At 38.8% G+C, this 17301-nt stretch carries 12 protein-coding genes; 7 read left to right on the plus strand and 5 right to left on the minus strand.

The genetic code is table 11. The features are described from left to right. Positions 1-459 precede the first annotated feature (459 nt). From AC1M83_RS10710 to AC1M83_RS10720, 3 genes are all read left to right on the plus strand, one after another. The gene (locus AC1M83_RS10710; protein WP_481590642.1) at positions 460-1911 is read left to right on the plus strand and encodes an aldehyde dehydrogenase family protein; all 1452 of its coding nucleotides are present in this window, start codon (positions 460-462) and stop codon (positions 1909-1911) included. 371 nt (positions 1912-2282) lie between these two features. After that, positions 2283-3767, plus strand: coding sequence for a sodium-dependent transporter (locus AC1M83_RS10715; RefSeq protein ID WP_481590643.1), 1485 nt, complete (start codon positions 2283-2285; stop codon positions 3765-3767). Position 3768: 1 nt separating this feature from the next. Beyond that, positions 3769-3879, plus strand: a complete 111-nt coding sequence (locus AC1M83_RS10720; RefSeq protein WP_081403317.1) for a methionine/alanine import family NSS transporter small subunit — start codon at positions 3769-3771, stop codon at positions 3877-3879. A gap of 93 nt (positions 3880-3972) precedes the next feature. Here AC1M83_RS10720 and rsmB read toward each other — a convergent pair whose 3' ends face one another. Then, positions 3973-5268: a 16S rRNA (cytosine(967)-C(5))-methyltransferase RsmB gene (gene rsmB / locus AC1M83_RS10725; RefSeq protein WP_481590644.1), complete on the minus strand. Its 1296-nt coding sequence runs from the start codon at positions 5266-5268 to the stop codon at positions 3973-3975. Further along, positions 5265-6227 (minus strand): methionyl-tRNA formyltransferase, encoded by a 963-nt coding sequence (gene fmt, locus AC1M83_RS10730; RefSeq protein WP_481590645.1) that lies wholly within the window; start codon positions 6225-6227, stop codon positions 5265-5267. Before fmt ends, rsmB begins: the two co-directional genes overlap by 4 nt. 381 nt (positions 6228-6608) lie before the next feature. On the opposite strand from fmt, the gene ilvD reads away from it, so the two are divergent. The 4 genes from ilvD to AC1M83_RS10750 all read left to right on the plus strand — a co-directional run bounded on the left by ilvD (position 6609) and on the right by AC1M83_RS10750 (position 12161). Continuing rightward, the gene (ilvD, locus tag AC1M83_RS10735; RefSeq protein WP_081403313.1) at positions 6609-8438 is read left to right on the plus strand and encodes a dihydroxy-acid dehydratase; all 1830 of its coding nucleotides are present in this window, start codon (positions 6609-6611) and stop codon (positions 8436-8438) included. 258 nt (positions 8439-8696) lie between these two features. Next, entirely contained in the window at positions 8697-10019 is a 1323-nt protein-coding gene (locus tag AC1M83_RS10740) for a hypothetical protein (RefSeq protein WP_180028931.1), read from the plus strand. Continuing rightward, the gene (locus AC1M83_RS10745) at positions 10012-10299 is read left to right on the plus strand and encodes a chorismate mutase (protein ID WP_035270424.1); all 288 of its coding nucleotides are present in this window, start codon (positions 10012-10014) and stop codon (positions 10297-10299) included. Before AC1M83_RS10740 ends, AC1M83_RS10745 begins: the two co-directional genes overlap by 8 nt. Before the next feature lie 170 nt (positions 10300-10469). Then, a complete protein-coding gene (locus tag AC1M83_RS10750) occupies positions 10470-12161 on the plus strand; it encodes a putative bifunctional diguanylate cyclase/phosphodiesterase (protein WP_481589406.1) in 1692 nt (563 codons plus the stop codon). A 69-nt stretch (positions 12162-12230) separates the two neighbouring features. On the opposite strand, the gene AC1M83_RS10755 is transcribed toward AC1M83_RS10750, so the two are convergent. The 3 genes from AC1M83_RS10755 to AC1M83_RS10765 all read right to left on the minus strand — a co-directional run bounded on the left by AC1M83_RS10755 (position 12231) and on the right by AC1M83_RS10765 (position 17254). Next, entirely contained in the window at positions 12231-13526 is a 1296-nt protein-coding gene (locus AC1M83_RS10755) for a solute carrier family 23 protein (RefSeq protein ID WP_481590646.1), read from the minus strand. A 303-nt stretch (positions 13527-13829) separates the two neighbouring features. Beyond that, a complete protein-coding gene (gene ppc, locus AC1M83_RS10760) occupies positions 13830-16520 on the minus strand; it encodes a phosphoenolpyruvate carboxylase (RefSeq protein WP_481589405.1) in 2691 nt (896 codons plus the stop codon). Between the two features lie 116 nt (positions 16521-16636). Continuing rightward, complete coding sequence (locus tag AC1M83_RS10765; RefSeq protein WP_035268797.1) at positions 16637-17254, minus strand: TetR/AcrR family transcriptional regulator; 618 nt, start codon at positions 17252-17254, stop codon at positions 16637-16639. Positions 17255-17301 lie beyond the last annotated feature (47 nt).

The following is a 17301-nucleotide window of genomic DNA, read 5'->3' on the forward strand; positions in this document are numbered from 1 at the left end:
ACACCCCCTTCAATACAAGGGGGTGTTTTTTTATGTGAAAAGAAAAAAATAAACAAATAAAATTAAGGGAAAGGCATGGGTACGGGAAAATATCCGTTAAATACATTTTTAATCTTAAAATTGAAAAAATAATCATATAAACGATAAATTTTATGTCTTGAACATTTATAACAACCGCTTTTATCCATCTGATGCTCAAATTCATAAAGCATGATTAGTTTCTATCGGTATCCCTGTGTACATAGAAAAATGATCGCCTAAACAATAGGTCGTGGTTGTATTTTAATGCTTTAAGTAATGAGTGACTAAAATGCATGCGAGATGCAATAGAGGCATGTATATAATAAAAAGTAAGAGTGAAAAATATATTACTTAATTACTCATGAACAGAAGTTGCTTGAGAGGTCATGATATAGTGAATTTAAAAGTTTTAAATCCGAATATATTTAAGGATACGCGATGACCAATTCAGAAAAAAAAATTGAGTGTGATTATTCTCTTTATGTTGCCTCTAAAGCATCCCAAACAGGTCAATGGCTTGAGGTAAAAGATAAATTTAGCCAAAAAACATTTGCCCGAGTAGCCTTAGCAGATGCAAATACTTTAGAAAAAGCAATCCAATCTGCAATTGATGCAGAACAGGCAATGGCAAAATTAGAACCATTTCAAAAGCAAAAGATTTTATTACATTGTGTCAAACGCTTTGGCGAAATGAGAGAGGAATTAACTGCAATTTTGATTGCAGAGGGTGGAAAGCCATTAAAAGCAGCTCAGGCTGAAGTTGAGCGTCTTATAAATACCTTTCAAATCGCTGCTGATGCTGTTACACAAATCGACGATGGGCGTTTAATGCCATTGGCTGTAACAGCTGCTGCACAGGGTTATACAGGTATGATTAAACATGTTCCGATTGGTGCTATATCATTAATTAGTCCTTTTAATTTTCCACTTAATTTAACTGCTCATAAAATTGCACCTGCAATTGCAGCAGGGTGTCCTTTCGTACTGAAACCTGCGTCACTTACACCAGTTTCTGCTCTAAAAATTGCAGAAGTGTTGGCTGAAACTGATTTACCTCAAGGTGCATTTTCAGTTTTACCTTGTCCTCGCGAACAGGCGGATATTTTGGTAACCGATGACCGATTCAAATTACTCAGTTTTACTGGATCGGATGAAGTCGGTTGGGATATGAAAGCACGTGCTGGTCGAAAAAAAGTCACCTTAGAGCTTGGTGGAAATGCTGCTGTTTTAATTGAACCTGATACTGAAATATCTGATGTGTTAATTGATCGTCTTATTGGGGGAGCTTATAACCATGCAGGTCAAGTTTGTATTAGTGTCCAAAGAATTTTAGTCCATGAAAATATTTATACTGATTTAAAGAAGAAATTAATTTCCAAAATTAAAAAAATCAAAGCGAGCGATCCAAATTCAGACTTGACCTTATGTGGCCCTATGATCAAGGAGGGAGAAGCTAAAAGGCTTAAAAAATGGGTCGATAAAGCGGTAAAGAAAGGCGCAAAAGTTTTAGTCGAAGGTCAGGTAAAAGGGGCTTTATTTGATCCAATATTGCTAGAAAATGTTGATACGTCTTTAGAAATTTATAAAGATGAAGCTTTTGGGCCAGTAGCTATTCTAGAGAAGTATAAAGATTTTGAAAAAGGCATTGCTACAATTAATCGAAGTCGATTTGGTCTACAAGCTGGCGTTTATACACAAAGTCTGAATAAAATGATGTATGCGTGGAATCATTTACATGTAGGTGGTGTCATCATTAATGATATTCCATCATTCCGTGTGGATAACATGCCTTATGGTGGTGTTAAAGATTCAGGTCTAGGTCGAGAAGGGATTCAATCAGCAATTCGAGATATGCAAGAAGAGCGATTGCTTGTGATTAAACAAGGATAAATTATTATTTATGTTAAAAGGAGCATAACGCTCCTTTTAAATTATTTAGTTTAGATTAACGCTGTGATTTAAAAATAAACATATTGAGTTAAAAATTAATCAATAAGAATAAAAAAATGATGAAACACAGTTTTTTCCTGAATTAATTACAGAAAAATCTGATTAAAAGCGCTATTGTTGATTCATTAAACATCCTTTATTTCATCTTTCTTTAACCAAGAATATTAAATAAGGGGTGGTTTGTAATTCGAAAAAAATGCTCAAAAGGCCGTTTCTGATTCAAACAACAAAATTTTAATGGTATGCAATTACTTGCGAGATAACATCAACAATAGCAGTAAGCGTGTACCCATTTACGGATTAGGTACTATATGACAGCTTCACGTGAAAATTGGAGCGCCAGATCAGGTTTTATTATTGCAGCTATTGGTTCTGCAGTAGGTTTAGGCAATATTTGGCGTTTTCCCTATGTCGCATATGAAAATGGTGGCGGGGCATTTTTAATCCCTTATCTGGTTGCAATTTTTGCTGCCGGTCTTCCACTTTTATTTTTAGATTATGCAGTTGGACATAAATACCGTAAGGCCCCACCTACAGCTTACAAGAAGTTGATGAATGGTGAATCATTGGGTTGGTGGCAAGTCGCTGTGACATTAATTATTGGTATTTACTATGCCAGTGTATTGTCATGGGCGGGTAGTTATATGTTCTACTCATTTGGTCAACAGTGGGGAAGTGATACAGAAAAATTCTTTTTCACCACCTATCTTCAGAATGGCGAAGGCTTAGCATTTGGATTTGTTCCGACCTTATTTATAGGTTTGGTTGTCGTTTGGGCGATCGTTATGTTCATCCTGTATGGTGGGGTGAAGAAAGGCGTGGAATTGTCGAATAAGATCTTTATGCCCTTGTTGGTGGTTTTATTCACGATTCTCGTGATTCAAGCTGTTCGTTTACCAGGTGCTGTCCAAGGTTTAAATGCATTCTTTACACCAAACTGGGAAGCGATGGGCAACTATAAAGTGTGGTTAGCTGCATTTGGCCATATCTTTTTCTCGTTATCCGTTGGTTTCGGGATTATGTTGACCTACGCTTCATATTTGAAGAAAAAAACGAATTTAACTGGTTCTGGACTAGTCGTTGCTCTTGCAAATTCATCTTTTGAAATTTTAGCTGGTATTGGGGTATTTGCAGCATTAGGTTTCATGGCCTACAGTGCGGGTGCTTCAGTTGACGATGTTGTATCTGGTGGTATTGGTTTAGCTTTTATCGCTTTCCCTAAAATCATTTCAAGCATGGGGGCTGGCGGAGACTTATTTGGCTTCTTGTTCTTTGCATCTTTAACAGTTGCAGGGATTACATCCATGGTCAGTATTCTTCAAGTTCCAATCGCAGGTTTCCAAGACAAGTTAGGATGGTCTCGTAAGAAGGCTGTGACAATTATTGCAGGTGGTTCAGCAATTGTTTCAACTTTATTGTTCTCAACTCACAGCGCGATTACGTTTGTCGATATTATCGATTACTTTGCCAATAATATTGGTATTGTCGCGGGTGGCTTATTATCAATCGTATTGGTGTCATGGTTCCGTCGACCGTTGTTAAAGCAACTTCAAGAGCATGTAAATCAATATGCTAGTATTAAGCTAGGTGCTGGTTGGAACTTCATGTTGACTGTAGTTACGCCAATCTCATTGTTAGCTGCGCTATTGATGACCTTGAAGTCAATATTTACTGAAGGTTATGGCGGTTATCCAATTGAGATTCTATTGCCAATTGGTGGCGGTGTAGTTGCAATCTTTGTATTCTGTGCGGTTGTTTTTAGTCGTCTAAAAGACAATGGACCTGAGGAGAAATAAGATGAATACTTCTGCTTTAATGATGCTTATTATCTCAACAGTGCTGTTATGGGGTGGTCTTATTTTAGCCATGATTCATTTGGCAAAAAACCCAGATGAGCTTGAAGATTAAACTACTTCAGATCAATATTAAAAAAGCCATGACACGAGTCATGGCTTTTTTATATGTCGGTAAATTAGAAATAAACTATCTTAAAAAATAGCATTAAATCTTTTGAATTAAACAATAATAGAATCCATCACCATGACCTTGTTGTGGCAATAACTGACGGCCGTGGATTTGTTCAATTCCCCAATTTACATTTAATTTGATTTCTTGAGCATCTGCATGCGTGTTGAAGAAATCAATCATTTGGTGTTCATTTTCAGCTTTCAAAATCGAGCAGGTAATATAAAGCATTGATCCGCCAACTTTGAGTTGTAGCCACATGTGATTCAGAATCTGTTTTTGAAGAGCAACCGTTTGTTGGATATCGGTAGATTGGCGAAGTAAACGAATATCTGGATGACGTCGTACAACTCCAATAGCAGAACACGGTGCATCGAGAATAATACAGTCAGCTTGTTCAGGTGCAGACCATACCGTAGCATCAGCAGTGAGTATTTCTACTGGAGCATACTGATTAAGTGCAAGACGCTCTAAGTTTTCACTTACGCGGCTTAAACGCTTTGTGTCGTGATCGATCGCATACAGCTTTTTAGGGCGATAACACTCCAAAATATGTGCTGTTTTTCCACCTGGAGCCGCACATGCATCAATTACGATTTTATCATCAAGATTTGGCAATAAGGTCGCGCAAAGTTGAGCATGTTCATCCTGAACAGAAAAACCACCTTCTTCAAAGCCAGGGAGATGAGGAATATGCACGGATTGATCTAAGATAATGCCGACATCGGACCATTCACATGGATGAGCATCAATCCCTTCTTCATCAAGAATATCTAAATATTCCTCACGGCTTACCTGTCGTTCATTTACACGTAGTGTCAAAGGCGCAGCCAGTTTAAGCTCAGCTGAAAGCATTTCAAGATACTCTGGCCAATCTTTTTTCAAACGCTTAAATAGCCAACTAGGTAAACCATGGGTTTGGTCTAATGCTTCGCCGAATTCTTCAGTTTCACGTGAAACACGACGTAGAATCGCATTCACGACGCCACTTAAAGCCTCAAAACCAAGTTGTTTGGTGGCTGTTACCGTTTCTGAGATAGCCGCATGTGCTGGAATACGCGTGCAAAGTAGTTGATATAAGCCTAAATATAGGCAGCTTTCAACGGTTTCATTGTTGAGCGGTTTAGTCAGAAGAGGGAGAGTAATTGCTTTAAGCGCATGCCATTGGCGTAAAGTGCCTAAAGTCAATTCATGAAATAAGGCCCGATCACGTTCACCAACCAATGAAAGATGTTGGGAAAGAACAGAGGTGAGGGATTGTCCATTCTGAACGGCCAGTAATGTTTTAATCACATGCCCGCGTAAATTTAAATGAGAAGATTGTTGGCTCATGCGAAGATCTGTCCTGGCTGCAATTTTTGACTTTGTAGAATTTGTGCAGCATTGAGCGCTTTACCGCCTGGCCACTGAAGTTGAGTGAGGCAAATCACTTGATGATCACCACACACAACGTGAACACCATCCTGATCGACAGCGATGATTTCACCGATTTGTTGAGTTGATGGAGTGAGTGTAGAAAGTTTCGAATTCCAAATGCGTAAATTGTTGGTTTCATCAATAGGAGTGAAAGCTACGGGCCAAGGATTGAAAGCACGGATATTACGATTAATCGTCACAGCATCATTTGCCCAGTTAATTTGAGCTTCAGCCTTAGAAAGTTTATGTGCATACACTGTAAGTGATTCATCTTGAGCTTCACGTGTATTTAAATAATGCTTTAAAGTATCTTCACTTTCTAAAACAGCGAGAGTGGCTTCAGCCCCTTGTTGAGCGAGTTTGTCATGCAAGGTTGCGGATGTATCTTCAGCCGTAATAGGACAGATGGTTTTATACATCATGTCACCAGTGTCTAACCCAGCTGCCATTTTCATGATCGTAATACCTGTTTCAGTATCACCTGTCGCGATAGCACGTTGAATAGGGGCTGCACCTCGCCAGCGAGGCAATAAGGAACCATGAATATTCAAGCAGCCGTATTTAGGTGTATCTAAAACGACTTGAGGCAAGATTAAACCGTAGGCTGCGACCACCATCACATCAGCATTGAAAGACTTGAGTTCAGCTTGAGCAGCCAAACCTTCCTCAGTCGACGATTTAAAATGTAAAGGTTGGTAAACAGGAATATTGTGCTCAAGCGCCAATTGCTTTACCGCTGATGCTGTCAATTTTTGTCCACGTCCTGCTTTACGGTCTGGCTGCGTATACACAGCAACAATTTCATGAGAAGTCTTTAGCAAAGCTGCTAATGCACTCGCTGCAAATTCAGGGGTTCCCGCAAAGATGATTTTCACTCAGACACTTCCAAAACAATATAAAGAACATTATATGCCAAAAGCGATTTTCGCCCAAATAAGGTCGTAATTTGAAACGTTTTCATGTGCATTTTGTGCTTAAGGTGTGATTAATAAAATTTATGTATTTTTAAAAAAAGATTCATGAAAGTTTTGTATTACGATTTCAGATAAGGGTTTATAGTAGATCACATCTCTTACATCGATTTAGATCGTTGAGGGCAAATCAGACCTATACGAACAATTGCAAGCAATGGTTAACTGTTAATCAGAAAGCTGTCATAATAGAAGTAAGGTTCAACTGATTTAGCCTTATATTTCAGTATCATTTAGCCAGATTGAATACATATTCATCGAGCTCAGCTTAAGTTGGAAATAAAAATGCCTGACTATCGTTCGAAAACATCAACACACGGAAGAAATATGGCGGGTGCACGTGGCTTATGGCGTGCAACTGGAATGAAAGACGAAGATTTTGGCAAACCAATTATTGCAGTAGTCAACTCATTCACACAATTCGTACCGGGTCATGTGCATCTTAAAGACTTAGGTCAGCTTGTTGCACGTCAGATTGAACAAGCGGGTGGTGTAGCTAAAGAATTTAATACAATCGCAGTAGACGACGGTATTGCAATGGGTCACGACGGAATGTTGTATTCATTACCATCGCGTGATTTGATTGCTGACTCAGTCGAATACATGGTCAATGCACACTGTGCAGATGCAATGGTTTGTATCTCGAACTGCGACAAAATCACACCGGGAATGTTGATGGCGGCAATGCGCTTGAACATTCCTGTTGTGTTTGTTTCAGGCGGTCCAATGGAAGCTGGTAAAGTCCAAATTCGTGGTGGTGAACAAGCGATTGACCTTGTGGATGCCATGATTGTTGCTGCAGATGACAACTATACAGATGAAGAAGTAAAAGCATACGAACGTTCTGCATGTCCAACTTGTGGTTCATGTTCAGGGATGTTTACTGCAAACTCAATGAACTGTTTGACAGAAGCATTAGGTTTATCATTACCGGGTAATGGTTCAACACTTGCAACGCATGCCAACCGTAAAAAACTATTTGAGCGTGCGGGTCAGTTGATTGTTGAAATCACAAAACGCCATTACGAACAAAATGATTACAGCGTATTACCACGCAACATTGCCCCTAAAGCTGCTTATGAAAATGCCATGACTTTAGATATCGCGATGGGTGGTTCTACCAATACAGTACTTCACTTATTAGCGGCTGCGCATGAAGCAGAAGTTGATTTTACAATGGACGATATCGATCGTTTATCACGTAAAGTGCCTGTACTGTGTAAAGTTGCACCTGCGGTTAAAAATGTTCACATGGAAGATGTCCACCGTGCAGGCGGTATCATGTCGATCCTTGGCGAACTAGACCGTGCAGGTTTGTTAGATACTTCTGTACCAACCGTACACGAAAAAACATTAAAAGACGCTTTAGATAAGTGGGACATTATTCGTACTGAAAATGAAGAGGTATATAACTTCTATAAATCAGCACCGGGCGGTGTACCAACACAAACAGCATTCTCACAAGACCGTTACTACACACGTCTTGATGGCGACCGTGAAAATGGCGTGATTCGTAATGCAGAACATGCTTTCTCTAAAGACGGCGGTTTAGCAGTCCTTTACGGTAACATCGCACTTGATGGTTGTATCGTAAAAACGGCTGGTGTAGATGACTCGATTCTGAAATTCAACGGTACAGCACGCGTATTTGAAAGCCAAGATGATGCAGTAGAAGCAATCTTAGGCGGCAAAATCGTAGCAGGTGACGTGGTTCTGATTCGTTACGAAGGTCCACAAGGTGGTCCGGGTATGCAAGAAATGCTGTATCCAACAAGCTACTTAAAATCAAAAGGCTTAGGTAAAGACTGTGCGCTTGTGACTGATGGCCGTTTCTCGGGTGGTTCATCAGGTCTTTCAATTGGTCACGTGTCTCCAGAAGCGGCTGAAGGCGGTGCAATTGCTTTAGTTGAAGATGGCGACCGTATCGAAATTGATATTCCAAACCGTACGATTCACTTAGCAGTTGCTGATGATGTATTGGCTGCGCGCCGTGAAGTACAAGAAGCTAAAGGTTGGAAGCCTGCGAAAGAGCGTCCACGTAAAGTATCTAAAGCACTGAAAGCGTATGCAATGCATGCAACAAGTGCTGCAAAAGGTGCGGTACGTGATATCTAATCTGCTTATAAACTAGATCAATCATGATTAAAAAGCATCCTTTGGGATGCTTTTTTAATCACTAAAAGTTTGAATTTCATCTGAAAGCGTCAATTACATTAATGACAATATTTGATAGAAAGGTCATAAATATTGATCAATTCTCTTTGTCTTGATATAAGTTTTGCTCGCGTTCAAACTTTTTTAGTTTTAAAAAAAGCGATGAATTCGATACTTTGAGCACATAATTTACCAGTAAAATCATCTGAGGCACATCTCATGTCATTGTTACGCCGTTGGTTTGATCCGCTACGATCGAGTTGGTTTTATCAGAAACCAAATCGTCAAGAGGTCTTGTCAACTGAGCAGGGTTTAACGATCTATCTTCGTTTAGATGATGTGTATAGTTATCTTGCAGTCCAGCAATTGGCACAATTAAATGACATTTTAAAAGATGAAATTAAGCCTTTAAAAATTGTTATCTCAGATACTGCTGCTGAAGCTCCAAATGATATGAGTCCTGAAGAGTGGCAAGATTACAGTCTACGTGATGCCCAAATTTTAGCGTACCAGCATCGTTTCGGATTCGATAATGAAAAGCCTGAAATACCAAGTGCTGAAGCGATTCAACAGGCAGAAACGATTTTACGAAATACCCCATTAACAGGTGAAAATTTTCTCTATTTATTGGAAGATGTCTTCCATATGTTGTGGCAACAGCAGTATGGAAAATTACGTACTTTGTATGTCATGGCTAGTCGACATCGAAAAGAACAACAAATCGCTGAGCGAACTTTTGATCACACGCCAGTTTTAGCAAGTTTTTTTGAGCTCGGTAATCGTCGGTATCATGCGGTAGATGATTTATTAAGATTGACCCGCCGTTTAAAACAACAAAGACTCTTGACCGGTAATCCTATTTTTCTCATCAATCATATTGAGTGGCGGGAACACCTAATGAATGATGCTGAAGAATTATCTGAGATTCAGGCGATGAATCCTGAGTTAGACCTCTATATTGCATTAGAAGATCCGATCTCTTGGTTATTATTAGCTTATATTAAAGAGGAACTTGCCGATTATTACGATATCCAACTTACCGTTTATCCATTGCAATATCAGGGACGAGATTTATTTGATTGGAGTTTGGCAACGCGTTTATCTAAACGAACAGAAGTAAAATTTACGCCGTTTTGCCGACCGACTCAGCAGGCGACATATGAAATAGCACGATTGTTTTACAGTGTGCCTGAGGATCAACGTCTTGATGCAATGTATGAAATCTTGCAGGCTGTTTGGAGTAAAGGTAAAGATCTATCGTATCGACCTCATATTCAAGCCTTAAAACAGAGCTTGAATATCACGACGCTCACTGAAGAGTCGATCAGTCAAAAGTTAGAAGAAAATCAATTACTCTGTGAGATGAAATCACAACCTGATTTACCAGTGCTTGAGCTTCGTATCGATGGAAAGAGTTATGTGTTTAATAGCTTATATCGTGTATGGATGATTGAAAGTATTTTCAGTAATGTGTTAGAACAAAAGTACAAAAGTGAAAATGAATCTGAACACAGGGATACCGAATCAATTGAAAATCAATAAAGAAAAATGCGAAACCCTTCAGCAAGCTCGAGCACAAATAGATTCAATTGATCAAGCCATAACAGAATTAATTGGTTTACGCCAATATTACGTAGATCAGGCAGTGCGATTTAAAAGAACTATCCAAGATGTACAGTCACCTGAACGTGTTGAAATAGTGATTGAAAAAATACGTGAATTGGCTACAAAGAATGGTGTGGATCCATTACTGATGGAAAAAATATATCGAGAGATGATTCAACACTTTATTCAAAGAGAGTTAAAAGAAATACGACCATAATAGTCGGAATTCTAATAAGAATGAGGAACTTAGTTTCCTCTTTTATTCATTGAAATTTACAAAATATATAGCCGATTTGTGAACTGGTTCAACAAAGCTTAGTGTTACAAAAAATAATATTAAGTTAACATTTGGATACATCACTTTTTAGACTGACGGTCGAAGGCGCTATGGATACCCAGTTACAATTAGAAAAAATAGTCAAGGATCTTGAAAACTATAAAGTAGCCATTGATGCACATTCAATTGTAGCCATAACAGATGCACGTGGCGTCATTACTCATGTCAATGAGAAGTTTTGTAATATCTCACAGTATTCTTATGAAGAACTGGTCGGATCAACACATAAAATTATTAATTCAGGCTATCACCCGAGAAGTTTTTTTAAATATATGTGGAAAGCCATTTCGAGTGGAGAAATTTGGAAAGGCGAAATTTGTAACCGAGCTAAAAATGGTTCTTTATATTGGGTTGAAACCACGATTGTGCCGCTTAAAGATAATAATGGCGTTTTACAAAACTATATCTCCATTCGAACTGATATCACACAGCTAAAAAATTCCGAAGACCATGCACGTTATATGGCATTACATGATGAATTAACGGGATTGCCTAACCGCCGTTTTATGCAAGAACGCATGTTGGCGGTGATTGAATCATGTAAACAAAATGGTACACATAGTGCACTCATGATGTTGGATTTGGATAACTTCAAAAATATTAATGACACGTTAGGACACGATCGTGGAGATGACCTACTCAAAATGGTCTCGGTGCGTCTTATGGAGTGTGTGGCACAGCAGAATGCAATTGTCCGTCTTGGTGGAGACGAGTTTTTAATTATTCTTTCAGATTTAGATCCAGATGAAACGATTGCTAATCAAGCAGTGATGCAAATCGCTGATAAAGTTCGTGCTGCATTAAATGAGCCTTTCGTATTAAAGGATAATAAAATTCATACTAGCTCTAGTATCGGAATTTTTATTTTCCGTAATTCAAAATTGCCAAAAAATGAGTTGCTTAAGTACGCCGACATGGCGCTGTATCAAGCTAAAGAAAATGGTAAAAACTGCATATGTGTTTTTGATCCTGAAATGGAACAAAGTGTTATTGCTAAAGCTGCTTTATTAAATGATTTAAGATTAGCTTTATTACGAGATGAGTTCCAACTTTATTATCAGATTTTAGTAAATCGCGAAGAGGAAGTGATCGGGTATGAGGCTTTGCTACGTTGGAGTCATCCTGAACACGGTTTAATTTTACCAGGTCGATTTATTGAAGAAGTGGAGAAAACTGATCTCATACATGATGTTGGTAATCGTGTATTAGTATTAGCATGCCAACAGTTAAAAGATTGGAGCCAATACCCAGAATCTTCAAACTGGACGATTTCAGTCAATATTAGTGTCGAACAATTCCGTAAGACTGACTTTGATAAAAATGTGCTTCGGATTATTGATGAAGCAGGAATTGATCCAACATTATTACGTTTAGAACTCACTGAAAGCATGTTCTATACCGATATGCATAACTCAATTGAGAAAATGAAAAAGCTCATCGAGCGTGGATTAAGATTCTCTATGGATGATTTTGGAACAGGATATTCTTCATTGAATTACCTCAAAATGCTTCCACTGGATCAACTCAAAATTGATCGTTCATTTGTAGAAAATATTGTCGGTAATCCACGTGATATTGCTATTGTGAAAACGATTATTGATTTAGCACAAATTCTTGATCTGAATGTGGTGGCAGAGGGTGTAGAAACTGAAGAGCAGTTCCAAGTTCTAAAAGAAAATGGTTGTAATACGTTTCAAGGCTATTATTTTGGTCGACCTAAACCCATTGAAAAAAAATCTTAAAATACTTAATTAGAATAAAAAATTAAAAAAGAGAGCATTAAGCTCTCTTTTTTTATATGCGATAGATTTTTAGTTAGACTTTCCACCTAAGCTAAAGAACCAATTCAGGAATAATGCAGCAAAGGTAGCCGTTCCAATACCACCTAAATTGAAGCTACCAAATTGAAGCGCAAAGTCACCAGTACCTAAGATCAGCGTGATCGCAGCAATCATGAGGTTTTTATTTTTAGAGAAATCGACACGATGTTCGATCCAAATTTTAGCACCAGCGATGGTAATTAAACCAAACACCACAATTGATGCACCTGCAAGAATCGCAGTTGGAATGGTTTGAATAATTGCACCAAATTTTGGTGATAAGCCAAGGAAAATTGCGAATACACCTGCGATGGCAAAAATAATCGTGGAATAGACACGTGTCACAGCCATCACGCCAATATTTTCCCCATAAGTGGTCATGCCTGGAGCACCTACACCACCGGCTAATGATGTTGCAACACCATCGGCTACAAATGCTTTACCAATATGTGGGTCTAGATTTTCACCAGTCATGGCAGAGACTGCTTTGATGTGACCTAAGTTTTCAGCCACTAAAATTAAAGCTACAGGAGCAATGATGAGCATCGCGTTCGTACTGAACTCAGGAGCATGAAAGTTAGGCAGACCAAACCATGCAGCTTGTGTAATCGGCGTGAAGTTAATTGGAGTACCGTAACCCATGATATTCGTAATAACAAAGTATACGATATAAGACAGCACCAAACCCACAAGTAAAAGTAGGCGTTGTAGCATCCCTTTGGTGAATACTGCAATTGAAGCCATACACATGACAGTAATCAATGCCATCCACATATTAAATGGATTACCCGCGACACTTTTTACTGTTACCGGTGCAAGATGCAGACCGATGATCATGACCACAGAACCTGTTACGACAGGAGGCATGAGCTTTTCAATCCATCGAGTACCTGTTGCCATCACCAGAAAACCAATTAAGGCATAAAGTACACCACAGGCAATAATTCCCCCAGCAGCTAATGCAATATTCGCATTTGCTCCAGCACCGGTATAGCCCGTTGCCGCGATGACTACACCAATAAAAGCAAAGCTTGAGCCTAAATAACTGGGCACTCGACCGCCAGTGATGAGGAAAAATAACAGGGTACAAATACCTGACATTAATATGGCAAGATTAGGATCAAAACCCATTAATAATGGTGCTAAAACTGTCGCACCAAACATGGCAAAAGCATGTTGAATGCCAAGAACTACACTTTGCGCAGGAGGTAAATATTCGGTCGTGCCAACAGGACGCGTATCAATATCATCCGTGAAGGGACGCCATTTAGGAAACCAACTGGTCATAAAGTGAGCACTCAATAATTAAATTGTGCACATCATACGCCTGTTTTATGAGAAATCATCTGTTTCTTGCAAAATTATTAAAACTAATGGTCTGACTTTTATCAAATTTTTACCCATTGGTAAAAAAAATATGTTTTAAAAATAAAGTAAAATCAGCCTATTGCAATTCAGCTATATCAAAAAAATCTATATACATATTGAGTAAAAAATTTATAGGAGCTTTGTTGTCATTACTGAAAATTAGAATAAAGTCTCTAAATTGCTCAAGCCCATAAAGGTACTTGAGCATAGACAGTCGTGAAATCAACCCGTATTACGTAATCCAGCAGCAATACCTGCAATACTTACCATTAATGCATGGTCAACCTCAGTTTGTTCGACAGTTCGTTCAGCTAAATATTCGCGACGTCTTTTCATGAGTTCTGCTTGTAACAGGTGTAATGGAAGGAGATAGGGTTTACGGATCTTCATGGCTTGATCAAGAACTTCATTAGAACTGAGTAATTTAGATTCACCTTTCATTGCCAATAAAGTTTGTACTGCGTCATGTAAGCGTTGGCGTAGTTCCGCACCCAATACTTTAAGATTTTCATCTTGGGTGAGATGAGATTCATAATACAATGCGACATTGCTATCTGATTTAGATAGCACCATCTCCAACATATCAATTAAAGTTTGGAAATAAGGCCATTGTTCTAACATTTCATCTAGCTCAGCTTTGTGACCTTCTGAAATGACTTGATTGATGGCTGCACCAGTACCTAACCATGCTGGAAGCATTAATCGAATTTGAGTCCATGCAAATACCCATGGAATTGCACGTAAGGATTCAATACCACCGCTGATTTTTCGTTTCGCTGGTCTTGAACCCAAAGGTAGCATCTGTAATTCAAGCTCTGGCGTCACGGTTCTTAAGTATTGGACAAAATGAGGGTTTTCGCGGACTGTTTGACGGTAAACATTCACAGAGAGTTCCGTCATCTTGTGCATCAACTCGCGCCATGCTGCCTTGGGTTCTGGTGGTGGGAGTAAAGTCGCTTCTAGGGTAGCTGCGGTATAAATCTCTAAATTTTGCAGTGCGATTTCTTCTAATCCAAATTTGAATCGGATCATTTCGCCTTGTTCGGTCACACGGATTGCACCTGAGATTGAGCCAGGTGGTTGTGAAAATAGTGCTTGTTGGGTTGGAGCACCACCACGACTAATTGAGCCACCACGACCATGGAACAAAGTGAGTTGTATACCATGTTGTTTGGCAATAGCTGTTAACTCTTCTTGTGCACGGTACTGAGCCCAATTCGCAGACATGAAACCTGCATCTTTTGCTGAGTCAGAGTAACCAATCATGACCTCGTGCTTGTTTTGAATATGTTGTTTGTACCAATGCATACTGAATAAAGTATTCATGGTCGAAGCTGCGCCATCTAAATCTTTTAACGTTTCAAATAATGGAACTACACGCAGAGGTTGCTTAATACCTGCTTCTTTTTGGAGTAATAGAACCGCCAAAACGTCACTTGGATATTCCGCCATTGAAATAATATAAGCACCTAGACTTTCAGCAGGTTGTTCTGCCAAAGTTCGCATGGTAGCGAATACTTCTTGAACATCAGGATGCTCAATAAGACTTTGAGCAGATTCATTAAGATGCTTAGGAAGTAAAGGGCGTTTGCTTTGCAGTTCTTGTAATAAGAAGTTTTGACGGGCTTGTTCAGTCCATGTCTCAAAATTGCCAAGTCCAAGATACTCAGTAATCGCTGAAATTGCTTGACGATGACGACCTGACTCTTGGCGAATATCTAGTTTTAATAACTCAATACCGAAACAATTCACGCGATAAATAAAATCTAGTAACTTTCCTTGAGCAATACCGGAAAGGTTTGAATCGACTAATGAGCGATAACATAACAATAATGGCTGCAACAACTCATCTTTGTGATGAATAATCTGGCTACGATCCACATCAGAATGTTGACCTTGTAATTTTGCAGTGAGCCATTCTCTTGTAATTTTTAAGCGTTCACGTGTTGTTCTTAAATATTCACGATAAGGCTCTGGATGAGGCTGACCTAAGGCAGTCTTTAGTTCATCACTGCACGCCTGAACAGAAAGCTCCCAACGTAAATCTTCAATATCTCGGAGGTAGAGATCCGCGGCTTTCCATCGAGATAACCATAAAACTTCTTGAGTCACTTTGTGTGTGACATTTGGGTTTCCATCTCGGTCACCACCCATCCAAGATGCAAACCGCACAGGTGCAATATCTAAAGGTAAAGCTTGAGAACAATGCTCTTGAACCAATTGATTCAATTCACGGACAAACTTAGGAATAGCGTTCCATAAAGTTTGCTCAATGGTAGTAAAACCCCATTTTGCTTCATCAATTGGGGTTGGACGATGTTGGCGAATTTCATCGGTTTGCCATGCTGAACAAACCAATTGTTTTAATTCAGAAAGAACTTGAGCGCGCTGTTTGGGGGTCAGCTTTTGCTGATCAAACTTAGATAAACACTCGTTGATCCCATCATATTTTTGGATCAAGGTGCGACGACTAACTTCCGTAGGATGTGCGGTGAGTACAAGCTCAATATTTAGCTCACAAATTTGTTGATAAAGGGTTTCCGCTGAAATCAGCTGTTGTTGAAATTTTTCAAAAAGGGGAATAAGGACATTCGCTGCAGCGCCGTTTTTATCAAACTCATTTTGGCGACGGCTACGTACCACATGATATTGTTCTGCAATATTGGCAAAGTTCAGAAAATGTGAAAAAGCGCGTGTCAGTGGAAGAATCTCATCATCTTTTAAACTTAAAAATAAACTTTCTAATTGTTTTTCAGCTTCACTATCACCATCACGTGCACCTTTCGCGAGTGCACGAATTTGTTCAACTTGATTAAACAAATCTTGTCCAGCTTGTTCTTTTAAAGTCTCTCCTAAAAGATTACCGAGTAAGCGTACGTCTTCACGTAATGGAGCATCAATTTGTTGAATCATTTTTTTCTCCTTTTCTTGTTCTTTTGACTATACCGCTTATTCATGACATGCCAAGCGATTGCAAAATAATTTAAAGAAAATTAGGTGAAAAATACGCCATTTAAGAATGGAGAGAGCTATTTTTTGTATTTCAGCATAAATAATTCGATGGCTTGATGAATAATTTCATCACATTCTGCTTCACTGGGAACCTGACGAACACCTAACAATACTTCATGATGTCGATGCCCTAAGAGTAAAGAAAGGAGCAAATGTGTTTGCTTTTCAGCATCATCTTTCTGGATAAATCCGTGCTCAATCGCTTGAGCAAAAAAATCAGTCCAAACCACAAATAACCGCTTATGAGATGCATTATAAAAAGGTTCAGCCAAAGGATTTTGCTCTGCTGCCAATTCTAATAATAAATGCTCAAGCTTAATGGCTTCAGGAAGATTGACAATTTGCAGCGCTAAACTACATACCTGATAGAAGTCTTCTAAAAAATTGGATTCAGGGTGTAATTGGATTCGCCGAGCATTGATTGATTCTTCGCACGTTTCTGCAATTGCGTAGGTAAATAACGATTCTTTATCTTGAAAATGGTTATACACCGTCAGTTTAGTCACGCCAGCTTCTTTGGCAATTTGATTCATGCTTGAACCATGAAAGCCCTGTTTTAGAAACAAACGTTTAGCTGCCTCTAATATTTGTTTCTTTTTAACTAAATCCTTAGGACGTCCAATATTCATTTGCACAAAAAAATCCAAAAAAAACAGTTTAGGTCATACCTTGAAAAATGATT

Source organism: Acinetobacter sp. 25-47-130 (assembly GCF_056779705.1).

Coding starts and splice junctions, on each gene's coding strand:
- rsmB (WP_481590644.1), bottom strand. CDS start 5,268: ATGAGCCAACAATCTTCTCATTTAAATTTACGCGGGCATGTGATTAAA.
- AC1M83_RS10755 (WP_481590646.1), bottom strand. CDS start 13,526: ATGACCAGTTGGTTTCCTAAATGGCGTCCCTTCACGGATGATATTGAT.
- AC1M83_RS10720 (WP_081403317.1), top strand. CDS start 3,769: ATGAATACTTCTGCTTTAATGATGCTTATTATCTCAACAGTGCTGTTA.
- ilvD (WP_081403313.1), top strand. CDS start 6,609: ATGCCTGACTATCGTTCGAAAACATCAACACACGGAAGAAATATGGCG.
- AC1M83_RS10750 (WP_481589406.1), top strand. CDS start 10,470: ATGGATACCCAGTTACAATTAGAAAAAATAGTCAAGGATCTTGAAAAC.
- ppc (WP_481589405.1), bottom strand. CDS start 16,520: ATGATTCAACAAATTGATGCTCCATTACGTGAAGACGTACGCTTACTC.
- AC1M83_RS10715 (WP_481590643.1), top strand. CDS start 2,283: ATGACAGCTTCACGTGAAAATTGGAGCGCCAGATCAGGTTTTATTATT.
- AC1M83_RS10710 (WP_481590642.1), top strand. CDS start 460: ATGACCAATTCAGAAAAAAAAATTGAGTGTGATTATTCTCTTTATGTT.
- AC1M83_RS10740 (WP_180028931.1), top strand. CDS start 8,697: ATGTCATTGTTACGCCGTTGGTTTGATCCGCTACGATCGAGTTGGTTT.